The sequence below is a fragment of the Shinella sedimenti genome (assembly GCF_022601905.1).
Taxonomy (GTDB): Bacteria; Pseudomonadota; Alphaproteobacteria; order Rhizobiales; family Rhizobiaceae; genus Shinella; species Shinella sedimenti.
In genome coordinates this window covers 276,112-297,874 of the sequence record NZ_JAKVIN010000008.1, presented here as the reverse complement: position 1 = coordinate 297,874, position 21,763 = coordinate 276,112, and the positions used below count along the sequence as shown (strand labels likewise).

Genomic DNA, 21,763 nt, shown 5'->3' with positions numbered 1-21,763 from the left:
CCAGACGCCAGTGCGGCCGGAATCGCTCAGACTGTGAAGCGCTCCATCAGGAAATCGGGGCGGGCGCCATGCGTTTCGCAGACCGGGGCGAGGGCGCTTTCGGGCGTGGCCGCGAGAATCCCCGTCCGGACGAGGCACGACGCCAGGCCCGCACCGGCCGCGCCGGCGATATCGTGCTCGATGCTGTCGCCGATGCAGACGATGCGGTCGGCGGCTATATTCCCAAGCAGCGATTGCGCCTGCTTGTATATTGCGGGGTGCGGCTTGCCGAACCAGCGGACCGGGCCGCCGAGCGCCTCGTAGGCCAGGGCGATGCTTCCGGCACCGGGCGCGGTTCCGCCACCTTTTACAAGTTTGTGCCGGTCCGGGTTGGTGCAGTAGCAGGGAATGCCACGCTCCGCCGCAGGCCTTAGCCGGTCACGATAGGTCGACAGCGGAATGCGCTCCGCTTCGCTTCCCGAGATGATCACGATGTCCGCGAGCGCTGCGTCCTCCACGCTCTCGAAGCCCAACCGTTCGGCGAGATTGCGGTCGCCGCCGCTCGAAATCGTCAGGCACCGCGTGACGTCGGCTTTCTCGCCCGTTTCCTGGGCCAGAATGTGATGGGCGACGTCGCCGGAGGTCAGGAAGTGGTCGAAGCCGGAACGGTCGAAGCCGAGCTTGACCAGGCGGTCACCGTTATAGTCGCCGCTGCGGCCCGAATTCGACAGGATGACGACGGTTTTGCCCAGAGACTTCAGGCGAAGCAGGGCGGCGTTGGCGCCCGGATAGGCGCCGTCGTCGTCGCGCAAGACGCCAAACTGGTCGATGAAGAAGGCATCATAGCGATCCGCCAGGGCGGCGAGCGTGGTATGCGGTGCAATGCTCAAGGCCAGCGATCCTTTCCTGCAAGCACAAGCGAGGCGGTGCCGACGGACGCTTCCGCCGAGCGCGCCGCAAGAAAAGGTACGCCGAGCGCCTTTTCGCGCATCCGCGTCCAGGCTTCGTTGACCGCGCCCCCGCCGACCGTGCGCACGGATAGCACCGTAGGGCCGCCCAGTTCAGCCAACCGGTCATAACCCGACTTTTCGATTGCGGTAATGCCCTCGAGGATTGCCTGGAAGAAGATGATGTCATCGGCCGGGCGGGGGGCAAGTCGCGGGGGGTAGGCGGGATCGTTGACGGGAAAGCGCTCGCCGGGAGCTGGTAGCGGATAATAGGAGAGGCCGGTCGGCGCGTCCGGCCGCAATTTCGGGGTCATCGCTTTCAACTGTTCGCCGTCGAAGAACTTGCGGATGACCGTGCCACCGGAATTCGACGCACCGCCCGCAAGCCAGAAATCGAGGATGCGGTGGGAGTAGATTCCATAATTGGCCGCACTGATCGGCTGTGCGCAGGCGAGTTTCACGACCAACGTCGAGCCGAGCGCCGTCACCCCATCCCCGATGGCCGAGGCGCCCGTCGCCAGGAACGAGGCGCAGCCATCGGTCGTGCCCGCATGGTAGCGGCACTGCGGCGGCAGGCCGAGTGCGCGCCCGCTCGCTGTGACTTCCGAGAGCGGCGCGCCTGCCCTCGCGACTGCTGGCAACAGGGTTACGTCCATGCCGCATGCTTCCAGCCAGTCGGGCCAGCGCTCGGCGTCGAGATCGTAGCCTGTCTTCAGCGCATTGTTTTCATCGCTGGTTGCAGCGGCAAGGCCAAGCTGCATCAGGATCCAGTCGGCCTGGTGCAGGATGGCATGCACGCCCGGCCTGCGTGAAAGGTAAATGGCGCGTGCCAGCGCCGATGTCGCACCACGCGCCGGGCTGTCCGGAGGTGCCACCGCACCGATGCGGTCGACGATCGCGTGATCGGGGCAGGGGTCGTTGTACATCAGAACCTCGCCCACGGGCACGCCGGCGGCGTCCACGGCAAGCACGGTTCCTGAGGTCCCATCGACGGCGACGCCTTCAAGTGACGAGAAGGTGCTACGTGAGGCGAGTTCTGCAAGGCACGACATGACGCCGTTCCACCAGGTCGATGGCAGGCGCGCGGACGCGGCATCCGGGAAGGGGCATGCCGCGCTATCCACCGGCACGCCATCCTTCGAAAGAAGGGCGGCGCGCACGCCAGATGTGCCGAGGTCGATGCCGAGCGCGACGGCGGGCTCCGTGCCGGTCTTCATGCCTGCCGGCTCGCCTTGCGGTCGAGCGCCTGACGATATTGCTCGGCCTCCCAATGGGTCAGTTCATACTCCTCATCGGCGTTGAGATAGGCCACCGATGCACCGTCCGGTATGCGGGAGACGACTTCGGCAAGGCAGCGGGCCATCACGCGGCCGCCGGCGGTGAGTTCATTGGCGAGCAGCACGCCGAGTCCTGGCGCAAGCAGCATCTTCGGGATGGAAAGGTCGCGCGCGCGGCGCGTATCGGCATAGGCATTCACCGTTTCACCACCGGCGAGAACGCCGATTTCCGTGCCCAGGAAGATGACATGATCCGGGTAGAGCGAACCGCCCGCCGCAAACGAGACATTGGCCGGGCTGAGCGCCGTCTTATGGCTCTCGGCATCTTCCGCGACATGAAAGTCCGAGCCTTCCGCCAGTGCCGTCAAGGCCGCGCTATCGGCTGTCGCCTCTGCGCGCACCGCGACTGAGAGCGCTTCGGTGACACGTTCGATGCGCTCGCGCACCTCTTCGACGGTCTCGCCGGTGACGATGATGCCATGATTGTAGAGGATCAGCACATCCGGCCGCGTCTCGGCAACGCGGTCGATTTCAAGCGCGAGCGGCGTGCCGGGTCGGCGGTAAGGTATGGTTGCCCAGCGCAGGTCGGGGAGTTTCGCCATGTGTCCGGCAATGACGGCGTCGCGGTCGTTGAGAACCGAGAGCGCGATGGCGTTGACGCAGTGATAGTGCGCGACGACCGCCTGCGGCAGCGCGGCGTGAAAGCTTGTCTCGATCGACGGGCGAAGACCGGACGCGTTCAGCGCCGTGACGATGAAGTCGGTCGATTTCTCCGCACTCGGATCGCCTGCCCGCAGTGCGGCCACCAGCGGTGCCACCGTCACCGGCACCATGATGTCGCGTTCGCCCGCATGGGCAAGCCATGTCCCCGATGCCTTGACCCACATCACGCCGTCGCATTTGAACGAAGTGTTGCCGCCGGCGCCCTGGGTTTTCAGCACGTCGCTGCCGATATCCCTTGAAAGCTCGAGAAACGCGTTGAAGGCCGGATCATTGTCCGACCGATTGCCCGAAGCCATGCCAGCCTCCTCCTCTAGATCACCTGATCACCGCCGGTCGCATATCACGACAGAAGGTGATCAAACTTTTCGCCTGATGGTATTGATATGATCGCATATCGTCAACTGTGAAGAAAATACGTCATGATGCTTGATCGATTTGGATTGTTGTGATTATCTTCATTCATCGGCGATGGAGACGCCGGGAGGAGCATCCGTGAACGACACGCAACGCCACAAGGCTATCATCGAGCTCTTGCGCGAGACGCCGTTTGCTTCGGTGCGCGATCTTCAAGAGCGCCTCGGCGCCTCTCCCGCCACCATCCGACGTGATATCGACAAGCTTCATGAACTGGGTCGGGCCCGGAAGGTCTATGGCGGGATCTCTGCCAGCGAGGCCGGCGACAGTGGCCGCCTTTCCGCCAGACCCTACGACGAGAACCGCGACATCGCAGTTGAGGCGAAGCGGGCGATTGCCGCAGCTGCAGCAGGCCTCGTGCGTGACGGCGATTCCCTCATCATCCATGCAGGCTCGACCTGCTACCAGCTTGGCACGCTGCTCGCGCACCGCAATCTGCGCGTCTGGACCAACTCGATGCCGCTTGCTGCTCACCTTGGCGAGCACGGCACATGCCAGCTCTCCATTGCGGGTGGCGAACTCTATCGCGAGCCCGGCATCATTCACGATCCGTCAGGGGGCTCGCCAAGCTTTTTCGCCTCGCGTTTCTTCGTCGGTACGCAGGGCATCAGCAGCAAGGGGCTGCTCGAATCCCATCCGCTGCTCGTGAAGGTGATTGGCGAATTGGCGGCCTGTGCGGACGAGATCGTGCTGCTCGCCGACAGCCGCAAATTTTCGATCCAGCCGCGCAATGTGGCCCTGCCTTTGTCGCGTATCGGCATGATCATCACGGATGACGGCCTGACCGACGCGGCGGCCAAGATGCTGGAAGATGCAGGCGTCACGATCATGATCGCGACGACGGGAGGCGTAAATTGAGCCGGTTCCCCATTGCGGTCTTCGATCTCGGCAAGACCAATTCCAAGCTGTTTGTCATATCGCCCGAGGGGCGGGTGATCGACGAGGCGCGAACGCGGCCCGTCTGGCGTAACGAAGGGGATCTGCGCGTATTGGATGATGTCGCGCTCTTCGGCTGGATGGAAGCTGAACTGGCTCGGGCGGTTGGGGCGCATGGTGTCGACCGCATGACGTTTTCCGGTCACGGCTGCACCTTCGCGCTGGTTTCCGGCGGGGCGCTTGTTCACCCCATTCTGGACTATGAGCAGGAGCCGCCCGCGGAGATCGCCGGCCGCATCGATGCGATGGCACCGGATTTTCAGGAGACGTTTTCGCCGCCGCTGCCGCTGGGCTTCAACTATGGACGCCATCTTCTCTGGCTGAACGAACGCGATGGAAGCCTGATCGGCAAGGCGGAAGCCATTCTCGCCTATCCGCAGTTCTGGACCTGGAAATTCTCTGGCCGTTCGATCTCGGAAGTCTCCTATCTCGGCTGCCATTCCAACCTGTGGGCGCCGCTGCAGGACGATTTCAGCAGTCTCGTCGACCGCATGGGCTGGCGCAGCCGCATGCCGCAATTCGCAAGAGCGGGTGAGGTCGTTGGCACCCACGCCGTGACACTCGACGATGGACGCAGCGTGGACGTCGCGGTCCATAACGGCGTGCACGACAGCAATGCGGCGCTCTATTTCTACCGCTCGCTCGGCTTTACGGATTTCACCTTGGTCTCGACGGGAACCTGGGTGATCATCTTCAATCCGGCAAGTCCGCTGGAACGGCTCGATGCTGACAGGGACATGCTGGCTAATGTCACCGTCGATCATCAGCCTGTCGCGACCATCCGCTTTATGGGCGGTCGGGAATATGATGTCGCCAGCGGGGGCTGGGCAAAGCCGGTTTCTGCCGAAGCGGTTGCCAGGGTCATTGCCGGCGAGTCTTTCGCTCTGCCGTCCTTCGCGCCGGGCGGGCCGATGCCGGGGCACGAGGGCCGCTTTGTCGGTCCGACTGTCGAAGGCGAGGAGCGCGCGGCCGTCGCGATGCTCTATGTCGCCCTGATGACCGATCTGTCGCTCGATCTCATCGGCTCTGAAAACGCGATCGTCATCGACGGCGGCCTGGTGAAGACGGGGCTATATGCCTCCGTGCTTGCCGCCCTTCGGCCTGGGCAAACGGTGCACACGAGCGCCAACCCGGAAGGCAGCGCCTTCGGCGCGGCGGCGCTCGTCTTCGATGCCATTGGCGACAATCCTTTCGTCAATGACTGCGCGGTGGCCGAGCCGGCATCCATTTCCGGCCTTGATGAATACCGGCGGCAATGGCGGCACCATGTCGATGCCATGGCGGCTGATGAGGTTTCGCGAAAGGAGAAGCGCGCATGACGGCCCACGAACAGCGACCGCTTCTGGAGATGCGCGATATCAGCAAGACCTTCGGTGCGTCGAAGGCGCTGTCGCAGGTCAGCCTGACGGTTCATGCCGGCGAAGTGCACGCGCTGATGGGCGAGAACGGTGCGGGCAAGTCGACGCTGATGAAGATCCTGTCGGGCGCTTATACCGCCGATCCCGGCGGTTCGGTACTGATCGATGGCGCTGCGGCGACGCTCGGCGACCCGCTGAAAGCCAAGGCCTATGGTATTGCCGTCATCTACCAGGAGCTTTCGCTCGCGCCGAACCTGACGGTGGCGCAGAACATGTTCCTCGGCAACGAGCCGTCGCGCTTCGGTCTTGCCGACCGTGCGGAGATGCGTCGTCGCGCCGCCCCCATCCTCAAGCAGCTCGGTATCGATTTCGATGCTTCCCGCCGCGTCGCGGAATTGTCGCTCGGCGAGCGGCAGATGGTGGAGATCGCGCGGGCGCTGACGACCAATGCCCGCATCATCGTCATGGACGAGCCGACCACTTCGCTGACCAGCCGCGAAACGGAAAAGCTCTTCGACGTCATCGCCCGGCTGAAGGCCGACGACATCGCCATCATCTATATCAGCCACCGTATGGAAGAGATCTACCAGCTCTCCGACCGGGTGAGCGTGCTGCGCGACGGCGCCTATGTCGGAACGCTCGACCGCGCGGATCTTTCCGCCAGCAAGCTGGTCTCGATGATGGTCGGCCGCGATCTTTCGTCCTTCTACAAGAAGGAACATCGTCAGGTCACGGACGAACGCGCGGCCGTGCTTTCCGTCAGGAATATCGGCGACGGCATCAAGGTGCATGATTGCTCGTTCGAGGTGCGCGCGGGCGAAGTGCTCGGCATTGCCGGCCTTGTCGGCTCTGGGCGCACGGAGCTGGCTCGCCTCGTCTATGGTGCCGACCACCGCACCTCCGGCGAGGTGATGCTGAACGGCAAGCCGCTTTCCATTGCGTCGCCGCGCGACGCGTTGGACGCGGGCATCGCCTATCTCACCGAGGACCGCAAGGCGCTCGGCCTGTTCCTGGATATGTCGATCAGCGACAACATCAATATGGGCGTCATCGCGGCTGATGCGAAAGTGGGCGGCGCGCTGGATTTCAAGCGGGCGAGGGAGCGCGCTGCGCAAGCGGTAAAGGCGCTTTCGATCCGCACCGCCGGCACGCAGATCAATGTCGGCGCGCTTTCGGGCGGCAACCAGCAGAAAGCGCTGCTTGCCCGCCTGCTCGAAACCAGGCCGAAGGCGCTCATCCTCGACGAGCCGACGCGCGGCGTGGATGTCGGCGCGAAGTCCGAGATCTACCGCATCATCGACGAACTCGCCCAGAACGGCATCGCTATCGTCGTCATCTCCAGCGACCTGCCGGAGATCCTCGGCATTGCCGACCGCGTGCTCGTCATGCGGGAGGGGCGCATTGCCGGCGAGGTGAACCAGCCGATCGAGCAGGAAGCGATCATGGCGTTTGCCACCGGCACGACCGGCAACGCGGCCTGAAGCAGAAAACAGACAGACGAAGACGGGAACGGACATCATGACTGCAGGCGAAACCGAACAGACCCGGATGGACAAGCTGAAGCTGCGCTCGACGCTGACGGCGCTCGGCATGCTGCCGGTGCTGGTACTGCTGGCCATCGGCTTCCATGTGCTGAGCGGACGGTTCCTCTCCGTCAACAACCTGTCGATCGTCATGCAGCAGGCATCGATCAACACGGTGCTGGCCGCAGGCATGACCTTCGTCATCCTGACAGGCGGCATCGACCTTTCGGTCGGGTCCATCCTGGCGGCATCGGCCATGATCGCCGTCATCGTCTCGCTGGTGCCTGACCTCGGCATGCTTGGCGTTCCCGCGGCCATCGCCGCTGGCCTTGCCTGCGGTTTCCTCAACGGCGCCATCATCGCCTGGCTGAAGCTGCCGCCCTTCATCGTGACGCTCGGCTCCCTCACCGCCATCCGTGGCGTGGCGCGTCTGCTCGGCAGCGATACGACCGTGTTCAACCCGGACCTGCCGTTCGATTTCATCGGTAACGGCTCGCTGTTTGGGGTTCCGTGGCTCGCCATCATCGCTATCGCCACGATCATCGTGTCCTGGTTCATCCTCAAGCGCACAGTGCTGGGCACCTGGATCTATGCCGTCGGCGGCAATTCCGAAGCCGCGCGTCTGACCGGCATCAAGGTGCCGCTGGTGTTGCTCTTCGTCTATTCCATGTCCGGCCTGCTTTCTGGCCTCGGCGGCGCCATGTCGGCCGCACGCCTCTATGCGGCCAACGGCCTGCAGCTCGGCCAGGCCTATGAACTCGATGCCATCGCGGCCGTCATTCTCGGCGGCACCAGCTTCGTCGGCGGTGTCGGCTCGATCTGGGGCACGCTGATCGGCGCGCTCATCATCGCCGTACTCTCCAACGGTCTCATCCTCGTGGGGGTCTCGGACATCTGGCAATACATCATCAAGGGCCTCGTCATCATCGTCGCCGTCGGCCTCGATCGCTACAGGCTCAAAGGGCTTAGCCGGACGTGAGGTCCGGCTGAAAGAACCGGTCAAAACCGGAGACAACGGCGCGACAAGCGTCACCAAAGGAGGAAAACATGCGTCTTATGTCCAAATTGCTCGTCGGCACCGCCATGGTCGCCGCACTCGCCATGCCCGCCGCTGCCAAGGACCTCAACAAGATCGGTATCTCGGTCGGCCTGCTCGGCAACCCGTTCTTCGTCGCCACGATCAAAGGCATCGAGGACCGTGCCAAGGAAATCAACCCGAATGTCGAAGTCACCTCGGTTTCGGCCGACTATGACCTCAACAAGCAGGTCTCGCAGATCGACAGCTTCATCGCTGCCGGCGTCGACATCATCATGCTGAACGCCGTAGACGCGAAGGCGATCGCGCCCGCCGTCAAGAAGGCCCAGGCTGCCGGCGTCGTCGTCGCGGCGTTCGACGTTTCGGCTCCCGGCGCCGACGTCACCGTCATGACCAACAACGTCAAGGCCGGCGAAGAGGCCTGCAACTACATCGCCGAGAAGCTTGGCAACAAGGGCGACGTGGTCATCATCAACGGCCCGGCATCCTCGTCGATCCTCGAGCGCGTGCAGGGCTGCAAGGAAGCGCTCGGCAAGCATGCCGATATCAAGATCCTCTCCGACGACCAGAACGGCCAGGGCTCGCGCGATGGCGGGCTTGCCGTGATGCAGGGTCTGCTCACCCGCTTCGACAAGATCGATGCCGTCTTCGCGATCAACGACCCGACCGCGATCGGCGCCGAACTTGCCGCCAAGCAGCTGAACCGCAGCGAATTCTTCTTCACCGCGGTCGATGGCGCGCCGGATATCGAAAAGGCACTTGCCAGCGGCAATTCGATGATCAAGGCCTCCGCCTCGCAGGATCCTTACGTCATGGCCGGCGAAGCGCTGAAGCTCGGCGTAGAGGTTCTGAACGGCAACAAGCCGGCCGAACCGGTTGTGCTGCTCGATCCGCAGCTCATCACGGCTGACAACGTCAAGGATTACAAGGGCTGGACCGCAGCCCGCTAAACCTTCCTCCCGATGGCCGGGCACGCTTGCGAAAGCGGCGTGCCCGGCCGACCGTGTTTCAATTCCTTCCTTTCAGAAAGCAGCCGGGATCATGTCGAAAATCGGTGTTCATTCCTTCGTCTGGAGCGCAGGCTCCTCGCGTGACGAGCTCGAAAAGGCGCTCGAGAACACGCACAGGCTCGGCTACAAGCTCATCGAGTTTTCCTATCTCGACCCTAAGCAGGTCGATGTGAAATGGCTCGCCGGCCGGCTGCGGGAGCTTGAACTCGATGTGGCGATCAGCATGGGCCTGCCGCCGGAAGGCGACATTTCCAGCGATGACGCCTCTGTCGTCGCCAACGGCACGGATATTCTCGACAGGGCGGTGGCGCTGGTGCGCGACCTCGGCGGCACGAAGCTCGCCGGCATCCTGAGTTCTGCCCATGGCAAGCAGGAACACGCGCTGACCCGCAAGAGCTGGGATACCAGCGTGTCGGCACTGACCAAGGTTGCAGAGCGTGCCAAGGCGGCGGGCGTCACCCTCAATCTGGAGATCGTCAACCGCTTCGAGAGCAACATGCTCAACACGGCGGCGCAGGGCATGGCCTATATCCGCGATACCGGTGCATCGAACGTGCTGCTGCACCTCGATACGTTCCACATGAACATCGAGGAGGCGGATGTAGGCCTCGCGATCCGCCACGCCGCCGACAAGATCGGATATATCCATATCGGTGAAAGCCATCGCGGCTATCTTGGAACGGGCACGATCGATTTCGCCGCGATCTTCGACGCACTGGTGGCCATCGGCTGGGATGACTACGTGACGTTCGAATCCTTCTCGACCACCATCGTGGACAAGGATCTGTCGCTGAAGACCGCGATCTGGCGCAACCTGTGGGACGATAATGTCGCGCTTGCCCGCCACGCCCATCGCTTCATCGAACTGGGCCTCGAGACGGCGCGGCTCAAGGACGCGCTGGTCCGCCAGGCGCACCTTCCGGCCTGACGGAGCAGAAACTGCCGGTGGCTTGCGCGTGCAGGCCGCCGGCACCTTGCATCAGACGATGCCGCCGCCCGCGCTCGATATTGCCGGGCGTTGCGCGGCGACCTTGGCGCGATAACCGGACGCACGGAAAGCGGTGACCGGATCGATCGCTGCGCCCTTCTCGAACCGCGCCATCGCCAGGATCGGCTCGACATCGGTGCGGAACGCCTTTTTCAGCGTGGTCGTCGCCATCAGGGCATCGTTGTCTTCCTGGAAGCCCTCCAGCGCCTTTCGGTCGACAAGAAGGGCGGCGGCGTAGGCGCGTTGCACTTCCATGGCCGAAACCATCAGGCTTTCGATCGGGTCCGTGACGTTGTGCGACTGGTCGAGCATATGGGCGGGACGGAAGCCTTCCGCACCGCGGATCTCGGCGTCGACCAGTTCGTTGAAGACGAGGAAGAGGCGATAGGGATCGATCGAACCCGTATCGAGGTCGTCGTCGCCATATTTGGAATCGTTGAAGTGGAAGCCGCCGAGCTTCTTCGCCTGGATCAGGCGCGCGACGATCATCTCGATATTGACGTTGGGCGCATGGTGGCCGAGGTCGACGAGGCAGTAAGCCTTCGGCCCGAGCGCTTCGGCGATCATGTAGTTGGTGCCCCAGTCCTGCACGACGGTCGAGTAGAAGGCCGGCTCGTACATCTTGTGCTCGGTGAAGATGCGCCAGTCGTCGGGCAGCGCCTTGTAGACCGTCCGCATCGCGTCGAGGTAGCGCTCGAACTGCCTGGTGAAATTGGTCTGGCCGGGAAAGTTGGAGCCGTCGCCAACCCACACCGTCAACGCCTTCGAACCGATGGCCTTGCCGATTTCGATACATTCGATGTTGTGCTCGGCGGCCTGCTGGCGCGTCGCGGCGCTGGCATGCGACAGCGAGCCAAACTTGTAGGAGTGCTTCTGGTCCGCCTGGTCCTGGAACGTGTTGGAATTCATGGCATCGAAGGTGAGACCCGTTTCTTCGGCCTTGGCCTTCAGCGCGGCCGGATCGGCTTTGTCCCACGGGATGTGCAGCGAGACCGAGGGTGTCGCACCGGTGAGCCGGTGGATGACGGCGCAGTCGTCCATTTTGTCGAAGATGTCGCGCGGCTCGCCGGCGCCCGGAAAACGCGCAAAACGCGTGCCGCCGGTTCCCACTCCCCATGAGGGGACGGCAACGCCATAGCGCGCCACCTTCGCCTTGATTGCATCGATATCGATGCCGCGGCGCGACAGATGTTCGCCGAGCGCTTCGTAGTCTGCTTTCAGCGCTGCGATAGCCTGATCATTGTGCGCGTCCACGACGCCCTTTTCGATTCCCGTCATCATCATCCTCCCAGAACAGCCGGTTTCAGCGCGTGAACGCCTGGACGTTGCCGGCGTCGACGTTGATGATGTTACCGGTCGACTTCGAGGAGGCCTCCGAGGCGAAGAAATAGGTCGCTTCCGCAACGTCCTCCGGCAGCACGGAACGCTTCAGCATGGAGCGCTGGCGATACATTTCCTCCAGTCCCTCCTTGTCCGTCTTGTAGGTCGAGGCGCGCTGGTCGAGCCATTCTCCGGACCAGATCTTGGAGCCGCGCAGCACGGCATCCGGATTGACCACGTTGACGCGAATGCCGGCATCCGCGCCCTCCAGCGCAAGGCAGCGCGCGAGGTGGATTTCGGATGCCTTTGCCGTACAATAAGCCGATGCGTTGGGGGAGGCGGCAAGGCCGTTCTTGGAGCCGATGAAAATCACCGAACCGCCGATCGCCTGCTGGCGCAGCACCTTGAATGCCTCGCGCGCGACGAGGAAGTAGCCGGTGGAAAGAATCGAGAGGTTTCGGTTCCAGAGTTCCAGCGACGTTTCCTCGACCGGGGCGGACGACGCGATCCCCGCATTGGAAACGACGATATCGACGCCGCCGAATTCGACCGCGATCTCCGTATAGGCAGCAATCACGGCGACCTCATCGGTCACGTTCATCCTCACGGTGTGAACGACATCCTTGCCATGGCGGCCTGCAAGGTTTTCGGCGGTCGAGGCAAGGGCGGCCTCGTCGATATCGGCGAGCACGACGCAGGCGCCCTCGGAAAGCAGCCGGGCGGCCGTGGCCGAGCCGATGCCGCCGGCGCCGCCGGTGACGATTGCGATCTGGCCGGCAAGCGACTTCGGCTTCGGCATGCGCTGGAGCTTGGCTTCCTCAAGCAGCCAGTATTCGATGTCGAAGGCCTCCTGTTCGGGCAGCCCGACATAGGTCGAGACAGTCGAGGCGCCGCGCATGACATTGATGGCGTTGGTGTAGAACTCGCCGGAAATGCGCGCCGTCGCCTTGTCCTTGGCGAAGGTGATCATGCCGACGCCGGGCACGAGGTAGACGATGGCGTTGGGATCGCGCAGTGCCGGACTGTCGGCATGCCGGCAGCGCTCGTAATAGGCGGCATAGTCCTTGCGGTAGGCCTCCACAGCCGGCTTGAGGCTTTCCAGCGTTGCCGCGATATCGGGCTTTGCAGGATCGAAATCGACGACCAGCGGCCGGATTTTCGTGCGCAGGAAATGGTCGGGGCAGGAGGTGCCGAGCGCAGCGAGCGCTTCCATGTCGTTGCCGCAGACGAATTGCAGCACGGCGTTGCTATCATCGAAATGGCCGACCATATGGGCCTCTTGCGAGATCATGCCTCGGATGGCGGGCATCAGGCGTGCAGCAACGGCGCGGCGTTCCATGTGGGCAAGCGCGTTGTGTTTCTCACCGCCGAAAATCGCCTTGCCGGCGGTTTCCGTCTCGAACCAGGCGGTCGCCCGGTTGATGATGTCGATGGTGAGGCCGTAGCAGGCCTCAGCGTCGTCTGCCCAGGTAAAGAGACCGTGGCTTTCGAGAACCACGCCTTTCGCATCGGGGTTTTCGCGGCAGAATGTCTCCAGCCAGAGGCCGAGTTCGAAGCCTGGGCGCTTCCAGGGCAACCAGCCGATCTCGCCGCCGAAAATCTGCTGGGTCAGCGCCTTGGAATTGGCGGACGCCGCAATGGCGATGATGGCGTCGGGATGCATGTGATCGACATGCCTTTTCGGCACATAGGCATGCAGCGGCGTATCGATGGAGGCGGCGCGGGCGTTGAGGTTGAATGTGCAGTGCGGCAGGTAGCCGACCATTTCGTCTTCGAATTCCACGCCGCGATAGATGCGCTTCAGCGCGCGCAGCTTGTCCATGTAGAGCGTGGCGAAGCCGTCTAACTTTATCGTACCCACATCGCCACCGGAGCCCTTGACCCAGAGGACCTCGACTGTCTCGCCGGTGAGCGGGTCTTTCTGCATCACCTTCGCGGAGGTGTTGCCGCCGCCGTAATTGGTGACACGCTTGTCTGATCCGAGGAGGTTGGAGCGGTAGAGAAGCAGCTCCGGCTCGCTCATGCCGGCCGCACGGGCCTTATCCCACAGGTTCGTCAGCCGTGAACCGGCTTCTTGTGTCGACATCTCTTCCTCCCGACGCGATGCGCATATTCGGCTTTTGCGCTATCGATGCGGCAGAATTGTCGGCAAGTCAATCGTATTCAATCAAAAACGATCATGTTGCGCTGCGATATGATTATTTATGATTGGATATGATTGACAAGTTCCGTGATCAGTGGAAAGTTCAGGAAAGGGAGGACTTCATGCACGAGAAAGAGCGTCATCGCATCATTTTGTCCGCGGTCCAGGAAAAGCCTGTCGTGACCGTCGGAGAAATGGTTGAACTGACGGAATCGTCGGAAGCGACGATCCGCCGGGACATTGCGACGCTGCATGTGCAGAAGAAGCTGCGCCGCGTGCGCGGCGGCGCGGAGGCGATCAATCCGCCGCAATTCCCAGGACTTGCCGGCCGGCCGTTTTCCGTCAATGAAACGATCAACATCGCTCAGAAGCGCGCGATCGCGCTGAAGGCGGTGGAATTGTGCGCCGATGGTGATCCGATCATCATCAACGGCGGCACGACGACCTTTCAGATGGTCCATCTCCTGGCCGCGCGCCGGATGCAGATCTTCACCAACTCCTTTCCGATCGCCGAGCACCTGCTGAAGAATTCCAAGAACACGATCATGCTGTCGGGTGGCGTCATATACCGCGAGCAGAACATCATCCTCAGCCCTTTCGAGAACGATGTGACGCGCAATTTCTACGCCAGGCGCATGTTCATGGGCGCGCAGGGTCTCGGCAAGCTCGGTCTCATGGAGGCCGATCCGCTGCTGATCCAGGCCGAGCAGAAGCTCATGGGCCAGGCCGACGAACTTGTCGTGCTGGCCGATTCCTCGAAATTCGGCAAGCGATCCAGTCTGGTGCTCTGCCCGCTGGAACGGGTGACCACTGTCATCACCGATGACGGAATTCGTGATGAGGACCGACAGATGCTGGAGGAGGCAGGCGTCGGGCTCATCATCGCGGATAAAACAGCAAGGGAACAAGCCCCGATCGTTGCGTAAGCGCGGCCGGAAGAACTTCAACGGGAGGAACCACCATGAAATTTCTGCACAAGCTTGCAATCTCGACGGCGATTGCCGCCGCGCTGATGGCCGGGCCGGCGTCTGCCGCCGAGCGCATCGCGCTGGTCGTCAAGTCCCTCGGCAACGGCTTCTTCGATGCCGCCGCCAAGGGGGCCGAGGAGGCCGCCAAGGAAATCGGCGACATCGAGGTCATCTATACCGGCCCGACCTCGGCAACCGCAGAAGGCCAGATCGAGATCATCAATTCGCTAATCGCCCAGCAGGTCGATGCGATCGCAATCTCCGCCAACGATCCCGATGCGCTCGTTCCGGTGCTCAAGAAGGCCATGGACCGCGGCATCAAGGTGATCTCCTGGGATTCCGGTGTCGCCAAGGATGGCCGCATGCTGCATCTCAACCCGTCCGATACGAACCTGATCGGCGAAACCATTATCAAGCTTGCCGCCGATCACCTGCCTGTTGGCGGCGAAGTCGCGATCCTGTCGGCGTCGTCTACCGCGACAAACCAGAACGCCTGGATCGAGGCCGCCAAGGAAGTGCTGCCGACCAAGTTCCCGAAGATCAAGCTTGCAGCCGTCGTCTATGGTGACGATGACTCCGTGAAATCCACCAACGAAGCCAAAGGCCTGATCTCGTCCCATCCTGATCTAAAGGCCATCATTGCACCGACCACCGTCGGCGTCGTGGCAGCCGCACAGGTCGTCACCGACCAGAAGCTGATCGGCAAGATCAACGTGACCGGGCTGGCGCTGCCCTCCGAGTTCAAGAAGTTCATCGATAACGGTGCGTCGGAAGGCGTCGCGCTGTGGAACCCCATCGACCTCGGCTACTCAGCCGTCTTCCTCTCCGACCAACTCGTCAAGGGCACGAAGGCGGAGCCGGGCGCGACCTTCTCCATCGGCAAGGTCGGTTCGATCACGCTAGATGATACCAATGCCGCGGCCATGGCCGCGCCCTACCAGTTCGACAAGTCCAATATCGAGAAGTTCTCGAAGATCTACTGAGCCTTGAGAGGCAAAAGCGGCGGAGCGAAGGTCTCCGCCGCATCCTTCCTGCGCGCTGGAGCCGGTTTCCGGTTGCCTTCTCGCGCACTCATTCTCGAAGACAGGTCGGGTCCTGAAGCCGATGATTATCCCAAAAGAGCCGAAGGTCGAGCTGTCGGGGATCTCCAAATCCTTTCCCGGCGTGCGTGCGCTCCACAAGGTGGGGCTGCGCCTCTATCCGGGAGAGGTCACCGCGCTGATCGGCGAGAACGGTGCCGGCAAGTCGACGCTGGTCAAGACAATGACCGGCATCTATCAGCCGGACGAAGGCGAAATCCGTATTTCGGGCAAACCCGTCGTGCTGTCGTCGCCGCATGCCGCCTTCCAGGCCGGCATCACCGCGATTCACCAGGAAACGGTTCTCTTCGACGAGCTGTCGGTTGCGGAAAACATCTTCCTCGGCCATGCGCCCCGCGCCGCGTTCGGCCTGATCGACTGGCGGGGAATGAATGCGCGCGCCAGGACGCTTCTTGCGGAAATCGGCGCCGGCCATATCGCGCCCGACACCAAGCTGAAGGACCTGTCCATCGCCAACAAGCATCTGGTGGCGGTGGCGCGCGCGCTTTCGGTCAATGCCGAGGTCGTCATCATGGACGAGCCGACGGCAGCCCTGTCCTACAAGGAAATTCAGGACCTGTTCGATCTGATCGACTTCCTGAAGTCGCAGGGGAAGGCGATCCTGTTCATCTCCCACAAGTTCGACGAGATCTACCGCATCGCCGACCGCTACACGGTCTTCCGCGATGGCGAGATGGTGGGCGAGGGACTGTTGAAGGATACATCCCAGCAGGAGATCGTGCGCATGATGGTCGGCCGCTCGGTCGATCAGGTGTTTCCGAAGAAGCAGGTGACGCCCGGAGACGAGGTGCTCAAGGTCGTCGGCTACTGCCATCCGACCGAGTTTGCCGATATCGGCTTTTCGTTGCGCGCCGGCGAAATCATCGGCTTCTACGGCCTCGTCGGCGCGGGCCGCAGCGAAGTCATGCAGTCGCTGTTCGGCATCACGAAACCGTCCAAGGGTGCTGTGCGCATCGATGGCGAAGTGGCGGTCATCCGCTCGCCCGCCCAGGCTGTCGACAAGGGAATCGTCTACGTGCCCGAGGATCGCGGCAAACAGGGCGCCGTCACCGGCCTGCCGATCTTCCAGAACGTGACGCTCGCCTCGTTGAAGAAGACGTCGCGGCACGGCTTCCTGCGTCTGGCGGAGGAGTTCAAGCTGGCGCGCGAATATACCGAGCGGCTGGACCTGCGCGCCGCCTCGCTCGACCAGAATGTCGGCAACCTCTCCGGCGGCAACCAGCAGAAGGTGGTGATCGCCAAGTGGCTCGCAACGAAGCCGCGCGTCATCATCCTCGACGAGCCGACCAAGGGCATCGACATCGGCTCGAAGGCGGCCGTACATGCATTTATGTCGGAACTCGCCTCTCAGGGGCTCGCCGTGATCATGGTGTCGTCCGAGCTGCCCGAGATTATGGGCATGAGCGACCGCATCATCGTCATGCGCGAGGGCCGTATCGTCAGTGAATTCGAAAACAATGCCGGCCTGAAGCCTGAAATGCTGGTCAGGGCGGCCGCAGGCATCGGGGAAGCCGCATGAGCGCCATCGTCAAAATGCGGGAATTCTGGCTGGCGGTACTCGTCGCAGCGCTGGTCTTCGCCGCCAACCTGCGCGCGCCGGGCTTCGCGTCGCCGTCCCGCCTTGCCGGCATCGTCGAGGATTCGTCCATCCTCATGATCCTTGCGCTTGGCCAGATGGTGGTGATCCTCACCCGGTCCATCGACCTCTCCATGGCTTCCAACCTTGCCCTCTCTGGCATGATCGTGGCGCTGATCAACCAGGCCGCTCCCGGCATTCCAGTTCCGATGCTGATGGCGGTGGCGGCTTTCAGCGGCTTGCTGCTTGGCGCGCTCAACGGCGTGTTCATATGGGGGCTCGGCATTCCGGCCATCGTCGTGACGCTCGGCTCCCTCACCATCTATCGCGGCGTCATCTTCCTGATCGCCGGCGGACAATGGGTCAATGCGGATGCGTTTTCGCCCTCGTTCATCGCCTTCACGCGCATCGAGGTTTTGGGTCTGCCGCTGCTCGTCTGGTATGCGGTCGTCATTGTCGTGGCCTTCGTCGTCCTGATGTCGCGCACCGCACTCGGCCGCTCATTCTACGCGGTCGGCGTCAATCCGACGGCGGCGGTCTATGCCGGCATCAATGTCGGGCGCACGACGTTCCTGGCCTTCTGCATTTCCGGCCTTCTATCCGGCTTTTGCGGCTATCTGTGGGTTTCGCGCTATGTCATCGGCTCGGTCGAGGTGGCGCGCGGCTACGAGCTGACTGTGGTGGCGGCCTGCGTCATCGGCGGTATCTCGATTTCCGGCGGCGTGGGTACTGTCGCGGGCGCCGTGCTCGGCGCGTTGTTCCTCGGCGTCATCAATGGTGCGCTGCCGGTCATCAACATCTCGCCCTTCTGGCAGATGGCGATTTCGGGCGCTGCCATCATCCTTGCCGTCGTTCTCAACGGACGCGGCGCCAAGCGCAGCCAGCGTCTCATTCTCAGGACAGCGGAGGCGTCGGCATGAGTGTGCAATCCACTGAAACCCGCCGCATTCCCGACCGGCTCGGCATGCCGCTACGCGCGGCGGTCTTCTCGTGGCCGAGCCTGCTGCTGGTGGTCGGCATTGTGTTTTTTGTCGTCAATTCGCTCGCCTCGCCCTACTTCCTGTCGCCGTGGGCGCTATCGGATGCGACCTTCAACTTCACGGAAAAAGCGCTGATCGCGCTCGCCATGGCGCTGCTGATCATCTCGGGCGAGATCGATCTTTCGGTGGCCTCGATCATCGCGCTCGCCTCGACCATGATGGGCCTGGCGCTGCAATACGGCGCGGGAACGTCCGAGCTTGTGCTGATCGGGATCATGTCCGGCCTCGTCTGTGGCGCGTTCAATGGCTTTCTCGTTACCGGCCTCGGCCTGCCGTCCATCGTCGTGACGATCGGCACGATGAGCTTCTTTCGCGGCATTTCCTATATCGTGCTCGGCGACCAGGCGTTCAAAGGCTATCCGGCCAGCTTCGCCTATTTCGGCCAGGGCTATGTCTTCTGGGTCTTCTCCTTCGAATTCACGCTCTTCGTCCTTTTTGCGCTCCTCTATTACGTGCTCCTGCACCGCACGAATTTCGGCCGGCAGGTCTTCGCCATCGGCAACAACGACGTGGCTGCGCGCTTCTCCGGCATTCGTGTCGAGCGGGTGAAGTTTATCCTCTTCCTGCTGACGGGCCTCATGTCGGGCATCGCCGCGGTGCTGCTGACCTCCCGACTCGATTCCACGCGCCCCTCCATCGCCGCAGGCTGGGAGCTTGAGGCGGTGACCATGGTCGTGCTGGGCGGTGTCTCCATTCTCGGCGGTGCGGGAACGATCCAGGGCGTGGTGCTGGCCGCACTGATCATGGGCCTCGTCACCTTCGGCCTTGGTCTTCTCAACGTGCCGGGTATCGTGATGTCGATCTTCATCGGTCTGTTGCTCATCTTCGTCATCGCCCTGCCGATCGTCTTCCGCAAGATCAGGAACCGCCGCCGATGAGCCATGCCGGTCTCGAGAAACACGCCTTCAAGATGGCGCTTAATCCCGGCATGAAGGCGGAGTACAGGCGCCGGCACGATGCGATATGGCCTGAGCTGGTGGATCTTCTGCACGCCGCCGGCGTCTCCGATTATTCGATCTTCCTCGATGAGGAGACGAATGTGCTGTTCGGCGTCCTGTGGCGGCGCAAGGATCACACGATGGCCGCGCTGCCGCAGACGGCGCTCATGCAGAAATGGTGGGCGCATATGGCCGACATCATGGCGACGAACGACCGGAACGAGCCGATCGCCATCGATCTCACGCCCGTCTTCCACATGGAATGACCGGGAAGGCCGCCATGCGCCACATCGCCGTCATCGACATCGGAAAGACCAATGCGAAGGTCGCGCTGGTCGAGCGGGAGAGCCTGACGGAAATCGCCGTCGCACGCAGGCCGAACGCGGTGGTGAAAGGCTCGCCCTATCCGCATTATGACATCGAGGGCCTGTGGGAGTTCATTCTGGATGGGCTGAAGCGCCTTCAGGCGGAGTTCGGTATCGACGCCATTTCGATTGCCACCCATGGCGCCTCGGCTGTGCTTCTCGATGCTGAGGGCAAGCTCGCCACACCGGCGCTGGATTATGAATTTGACGGGCCCGACAGCCTTGCCGCGGAATATGATGCTGTTCGTCCGCCCTTTGCCGAGACGGGTTCGCCACGCCTGCCACTGGGCCTGAACCTCGGCGCGCAGCTTTTCTGGCTGTTCAGGGAATTTCCGGGATTGCAGGAGCGGACGCGCACGATCCTCACCTATCCGCAATACTGGGCTTTTCGCATGAGCGGCGTCGCGGTCAATGAGGTAACGTCGCTCGGTTGCCATACCGATCTCTGGATGCCGCAGGCGGGCCGGTATTCCGCGCTGGTCGAGCGCGAAGGCTGGACGGCGCTGATGGCGCCGGTTGCGCGCGCCGCCGACCGGCTGGGGCCTGTCCTGCCTGAGATCGCCGTGGCGACAGGGCTTGGGCCCGACACACCCGTTGTCTGCGGTATTCACGATTCCAACGCCTCGCTTTATGCGCATCTTGTTGCCCGCGAAGCGCCCTTTTCCGTCGTCTCTACCGGAACATGGATCATCTCCATGGCTGTGGGAGGCGCCAAGATCATGCTCGACCCGGCGCGCGATACACTGGTCAATGTCAACGCGCATGGCGACCCCGTTCCTTCCGCCCGCTTCATGGGGGGGCGGGAATTCGAGCGCCTGATCGGCGATGGCCCAAAGACCTATATGCGTGCCGATGTCGACGCCGTGCTGGCGCGGGGCGCCATGCTCCTGCCGGCAGTCGAGAACCAGTCCGGCCCGTTCCAGGGGCGCAAGGCGGAATGGACGGTGGAGGAGGCAACGCTGACGCCTGCCGAGCGGTTCGTCGCCGTTTCCTTCTATCTCGCCCTGATGACGGCGACCGGGCTCGAGATCGTTGGGGCGCAGGGCGCGGTTCTGGTCGAAGGCCCGTTTGCCGAAAACGCGGCCTATCTCGACATGCTCGCCGCCGCGACCGGGCGTCCGGTGGAGGCGGTCGCTGGTACCGGCACCAGCCTTGGCGCCGCCTTGCTGTATGCCGGCCCTCGCCCCGCCATCGCCAGGGGAGCAAATTCGCGCCCCTTGCAGGAAGCTGCCTTGCGTCGGTATGCCAGCGCGTGGCAGGCACGGCTCTAGGCTCAGAGGTTGGCGAGCAGCGTGCGAAACTGCGCCATGATTTCTGCATTGGCGGGGTTGTAGACCATCATGTTGAGGTCGGGCCGGCCCTCGACCGCAAAGCTCGAGAACTCGAGCTCTATAGCACCAAGATGGGGGTGATGGAGGCGCTTGATGCCTTCCCGCGCGGCCGCAATCTCGTTGTCGTCCCACATTGCCTTGAACTCCGGGCTGCTGGCGGAGAGTTCATCGACCAGCTGTCGGATTTCCATTCCTGCGCCGGCACGCGCGGCGTCCGCACGGAATGCTCCGACGACATAGCGGGCGACATTGCGCCAGTCGTCCTGGGCGGCGCGCACCCGCTCATCAGAAAAGATCATGCGCAGGATGTTGCGCCGGTCCCGGGGCAGCCTGGCATAATCCGTCAGGATGACGGTGGCCGCCTTGTTCCATGCCACCACATCCCAAGTTGCGGTGCGGATGATGGCGGGGCTGAAAGGCATGGCGTCGAGGACCCGCTGCAGACGGGGCGTGATGCTTTCGTGCTGGCGATAGTGCGGCTCGGGAGGGTGGCCGAATGCGAGGACATGAAGGTGATCGCGCTCCGGTTCGGTCAGCATTAGTCCCACGGCGATGCGATCGAGCACATGGGCGGATGGAGCCCCGCCACGTCCCTGCTCCAGCCAAGTGTACCATGTCGGGCTGATATTGGCGCGCTGGGCGACTTCCTCGCGGCGCAGGCCCGGCGTGCGCCGACGGCCGGGCTGAAAGCCGAACGTGGCCGGATCGAGCCGCATGCGCCGGTCGCGCAGGAAGGTGCCCAGAGCATTGTCGTTGGCGGTTTCGGTCATGCGATCCTGTTGCTCATTATA

The 21,763-nt window shown here is 62.9% G+C and carries 19 protein-coding genes; 13 read left to right on the top strand and 6 right to left on the bottom strand.

Translation table 11 applies throughout. The features are described 5' to 3' along the window. Nucleotides 1-26: 26 nt before the first annotated feature. The 3 genes from MKI86_RS19420 to MKI86_RS19410 are packed head-to-tail and all read right to left on the bottom strand — an operon-like array spanning nucleotide 27 to nucleotide 3,222. Nucleotides 27-869 (bottom strand): TIGR01459 family HAD-type hydrolase, encoded by an 843-nt coding sequence (locus tag MKI86_RS19420; protein WP_241604385.1) that lies wholly within the window; start codon nucleotides 867-869, stop codon nucleotides 27-29. Next, on the bottom strand, nucleotides 866-2,143 hold the full coding sequence (locus MKI86_RS19415; protein ID WP_241604383.1) for an FGGY-family carbohydrate kinase: 1,278 nt from the start codon (nucleotides 2,141-2,143) through the stop codon (nucleotides 866-868). The genes MKI86_RS19420 and MKI86_RS19415 overlap by 4 nt, the downstream gene beginning before the upstream one ends. After that, on the bottom strand, nucleotides 2,140-3,222 hold the full coding sequence (locus tag MKI86_RS19410) for a class II aldolase/adducin family protein (protein WP_241604381.1): 1,083 nt from the start codon (nucleotides 3,220-3,222) through the stop codon (nucleotides 2,140-2,142). The genes MKI86_RS19415 and MKI86_RS19410 overlap by 4 nt, the downstream gene beginning before the upstream one ends. 196 nt (nucleotides 3,223-3,418) lie before the next feature. On the opposite strand from MKI86_RS19410, the gene MKI86_RS19405 reads away from it, so the two are divergent. The 6 genes from MKI86_RS19405 (at nucleotide 3,419) to MKI86_RS19380 (ending at nucleotide 10,131) form a co-directional block, all read left to right on the top strand. Further along, complete coding sequence (locus MKI86_RS19405; protein ID WP_241604378.1) at nucleotides 3,419-4,198, top strand: DeoR/GlpR family DNA-binding transcription regulator; 780 nt, start codon at nucleotides 3,419-3,421, stop codon at nucleotides 4,196-4,198. Further along, a complete protein-coding gene (locus MKI86_RS19400) occupies nucleotides 4,195-5,595 on the top strand; it encodes an FGGY-family carbohydrate kinase (RefSeq protein ID WP_241604376.1) in 1,401 nt (466 codons plus the stop codon). Before MKI86_RS19405 ends, MKI86_RS19400 begins: the two co-directional genes overlap by 4 nt. Continuing rightward, entirely contained in the window at nucleotides 5,592-7,115 is a 1,524-nt protein-coding gene (locus tag MKI86_RS19395) for a sugar ABC transporter ATP-binding protein (protein WP_241604374.1), read from the top strand. Before MKI86_RS19400 ends, MKI86_RS19395 begins: the two co-directional genes overlap by 4 nt. Nucleotides 7,116-7,152: 37 nt before the next feature. Beyond that, a complete protein-coding gene (locus MKI86_RS19390; RefSeq protein WP_241604373.1) occupies nucleotides 7,153-8,136 on the top strand; it encodes an ABC transporter permease subunit in 984 nt (327 codons plus the stop codon). 68 nt (nucleotides 8,137-8,204) lie between these two features. After that, the gene (locus tag MKI86_RS19385) at nucleotides 8,205-9,143 is read left to right on the top strand and encodes an ABC transporter substrate-binding protein (protein WP_241604371.1); all 939 of its coding nucleotides are present in this window, start codon (nucleotides 8,205-8,207) and stop codon (nucleotides 9,141-9,143) included. A gap of 91 nt (nucleotides 9,144-9,234) precedes the next feature. Beyond that, entirely contained in the window at nucleotides 9,235-10,131 is an 897-nt protein-coding gene (locus tag MKI86_RS19380; RefSeq protein ID WP_241604369.1) for a sugar phosphate isomerase/epimerase family protein, read from the top strand. Between the two features lie 51 nt (nucleotides 10,132-10,182). Here the strand turns inward: MKI86_RS19380 and rhaI are convergent, their stop codons facing one another. Beyond that, nucleotides 10,183-11,475 carry an L-rhamnose catabolism isomerase gene (gene rhaI, locus MKI86_RS19375; protein WP_370880021.1) on the bottom strand — a complete coding sequence of 431 codons (1,293 nt, stop codon included), beginning with the start codon at nucleotides 11,473-11,475 and terminating at the stop codon, nucleotides 10,183-10,185. Between the two features lie 19 nt (nucleotides 11,476-11,494). Then, on the bottom strand, nucleotides 11,495-13,597 hold the full coding sequence (locus tag MKI86_RS19370) for a bifunctional rhamnulose-1-phosphate aldolase/short-chain dehydrogenase (protein ID WP_241604364.1): 2,103 nt from the start codon (nucleotides 13,595-13,597) through the stop codon (nucleotides 11,495-11,497). Nucleotides 13,598-13,776: 179 nt separating this feature from the next. On the opposite strand from MKI86_RS19370, the gene MKI86_RS19365 reads away from it, so the two are divergent. From MKI86_RS19365 to MKI86_RS19335, 7 genes are all read left to right on the top strand, one after another. Beyond that, nucleotides 13,777-14,580, top strand: a complete 804-nt coding sequence (locus MKI86_RS19365; RefSeq protein ID WP_241604363.1) for a DeoR/GlpR family DNA-binding transcription regulator — start codon at nucleotides 13,777-13,779, stop codon at nucleotides 14,578-14,580. A 35-nt stretch (nucleotides 14,581-14,615) separates the two neighbouring features. Beyond that, nucleotides 14,616-15,605 carry a rhamnose ABC transporter substrate-binding protein gene (gene rhaS, locus MKI86_RS19360; RefSeq protein ID WP_241604360.1) on the top strand — a complete coding sequence of 330 codons (990 nt, stop codon included), beginning with the start codon at nucleotides 14,616-14,618 and terminating at the stop codon, nucleotides 15,603-15,605. A 121-nt stretch (nucleotides 15,606-15,726) separates the two neighbouring features. Next, nucleotides 15,727-17,241: a sugar ABC transporter ATP-binding protein gene (locus MKI86_RS19355; protein ID WP_241604357.1), complete on the top strand. Its 1,515-nt coding sequence runs from the start codon at nucleotides 15,727-15,729 to the stop codon at nucleotides 17,239-17,241. Continuing rightward, complete coding sequence (locus tag MKI86_RS19350; RefSeq protein WP_241604355.1) at nucleotides 17,238-18,218, top strand: ABC transporter permease; 981 nt, start codon at nucleotides 17,238-17,240, stop codon at nucleotides 18,216-18,218. The genes MKI86_RS19355 and MKI86_RS19350 overlap by 4 nt, the downstream gene beginning before the upstream one ends. Continuing rightward, nucleotides 18,215-19,216: an ABC transporter permease gene (locus tag MKI86_RS19345; protein WP_241604353.1), complete on the top strand. Its 1,002-nt coding sequence runs from the start codon at nucleotides 18,215-18,217 to the stop codon at nucleotides 19,214-19,216. Before MKI86_RS19350 ends, MKI86_RS19345 begins: the two co-directional genes overlap by 4 nt. Further along, the gene (gene rhaM, locus MKI86_RS19340; RefSeq protein WP_241604351.1) at nucleotides 19,213-19,542 is read left to right on the top strand and encodes an L-rhamnose mutarotase; all 330 of its coding nucleotides are present in this window, start codon (nucleotides 19,213-19,215) and stop codon (nucleotides 19,540-19,542) included. Before MKI86_RS19345 ends, rhaM begins: the two co-directional genes overlap by 4 nt. 14 nt (nucleotides 19,543-19,556) lie before the next feature. Next, nucleotides 19,557-20,912 (top strand): FGGY-family carbohydrate kinase, encoded by a 1,356-nt coding sequence (locus MKI86_RS19335; RefSeq protein ID WP_241604349.1) that lies wholly within the window; start codon nucleotides 19,557-19,559, stop codon nucleotides 20,910-20,912. 2 nt (nucleotides 20,913-20,914) lie between these two features. Here the strand turns inward: MKI86_RS19335 and MKI86_RS19330 are convergent, their stop codons facing one another. Beyond that, nucleotides 20,915-21,742, bottom strand: coding sequence for a helix-turn-helix transcriptional regulator (locus MKI86_RS19330; protein WP_241604347.1), 828 nt, complete (start codon nucleotides 21,740-21,742; stop codon nucleotides 20,915-20,917). Between the last annotated feature and the right edge of the window lie 21 nt (nucleotides 21,743-21,763).

Bases quoted from the DNA above. Each gene is read 5' to 3' on its own strand.
- MKI86_RS19415 (WP_241604383.1), bottom strand. From the start codon at position 2,143: ATGAAGACCGGCACGGAGCCCGCCGTCGCGCTCGGCATCGACCTCGGC.
- MKI86_RS19410 (WP_241604381.1), bottom strand. From the start codon at position 3,222: ATGGCTTCGGGCAATCGGTCGGACAATGATCCGGCCTTCAACGCGTTT.
- MKI86_RS19395 (WP_241604374.1), top strand. From the start codon at position 5,592: ATGACGGCCCACGAACAGCGACCGCTTCTGGAGATGCGCGATATCAGC.
- MKI86_RS19390 (WP_241604373.1), top strand. From the start codon at position 7,153: ATGACTGCAGGCGAAACCGAACAGACCCGGATGGACAAGCTGAAGCTG.
- MKI86_RS19385 (WP_241604371.1), top strand. From the start codon at position 8,205: ATGCGTCTTATGTCCAAATTGCTCGTCGGCACCGCCATGGTCGCCGCA.
- MKI86_RS19380 (WP_241604369.1), top strand. From the start codon at position 9,235: ATGTCGAAAATCGGTGTTCATTCCTTCGTCTGGAGCGCAGGCTCCTCG.
- rhaI (WP_370880021.1), bottom strand. From the start codon at position 11,475: ATGATGATGACGGGAATCGAAAAGGGCGTCGTGGACGCGCACAATGAT.
- MKI86_RS19370 (WP_241604364.1), bottom strand. From the start codon at position 13,597: ATGTCGACACAAGAAGCCGGTTCACGGCTGACGAACCTGTGGGATAAG.
- MKI86_RS19365 (WP_241604363.1), top strand. From the start codon at position 13,777: ATGCACGAGAAAGAGCGTCATCGCATCATTTTGTCCGCGGTCCAGGAA.
- rhaS (WP_241604360.1), top strand. From the start codon at position 14,616: ATGAAATTTCTGCACAAGCTTGCAATCTCGACGGCGATTGCCGCCGCG.
- MKI86_RS19355 (WP_241604357.1), top strand. From the start codon at position 15,727: ATGATTATCCCAAAAGAGCCGAAGGTCGAGCTGTCGGGGATCTCCAAA.
- MKI86_RS19350 (WP_241604355.1), top strand. From the start codon at position 17,238: ATGAGCGCCATCGTCAAAATGCGGGAATTCTGGCTGGCGGTACTCGTC.
- MKI86_RS19345 (WP_241604353.1), top strand. From the start codon at position 18,215: ATGAGTGTGCAATCCACTGAAACCCGCCGCATTCCCGACCGGCTCGGC.
- rhaM (WP_241604351.1), top strand. From the start codon at position 19,213: ATGAGCCATGCCGGTCTCGAGAAACACGCCTTCAAGATGGCGCTTAAT.
- MKI86_RS19335 (WP_241604349.1), top strand. From the start codon at position 19,557: ATGCGCCACATCGCCGTCATCGACATCGGAAAGACCAATGCGAAGGTC.
- MKI86_RS19330 (WP_241604347.1), bottom strand. From the start codon at position 21,742: ATGACCGAAACCGCCAACGACAATGCTCTGGGCACCTTCCTGCGCGAC.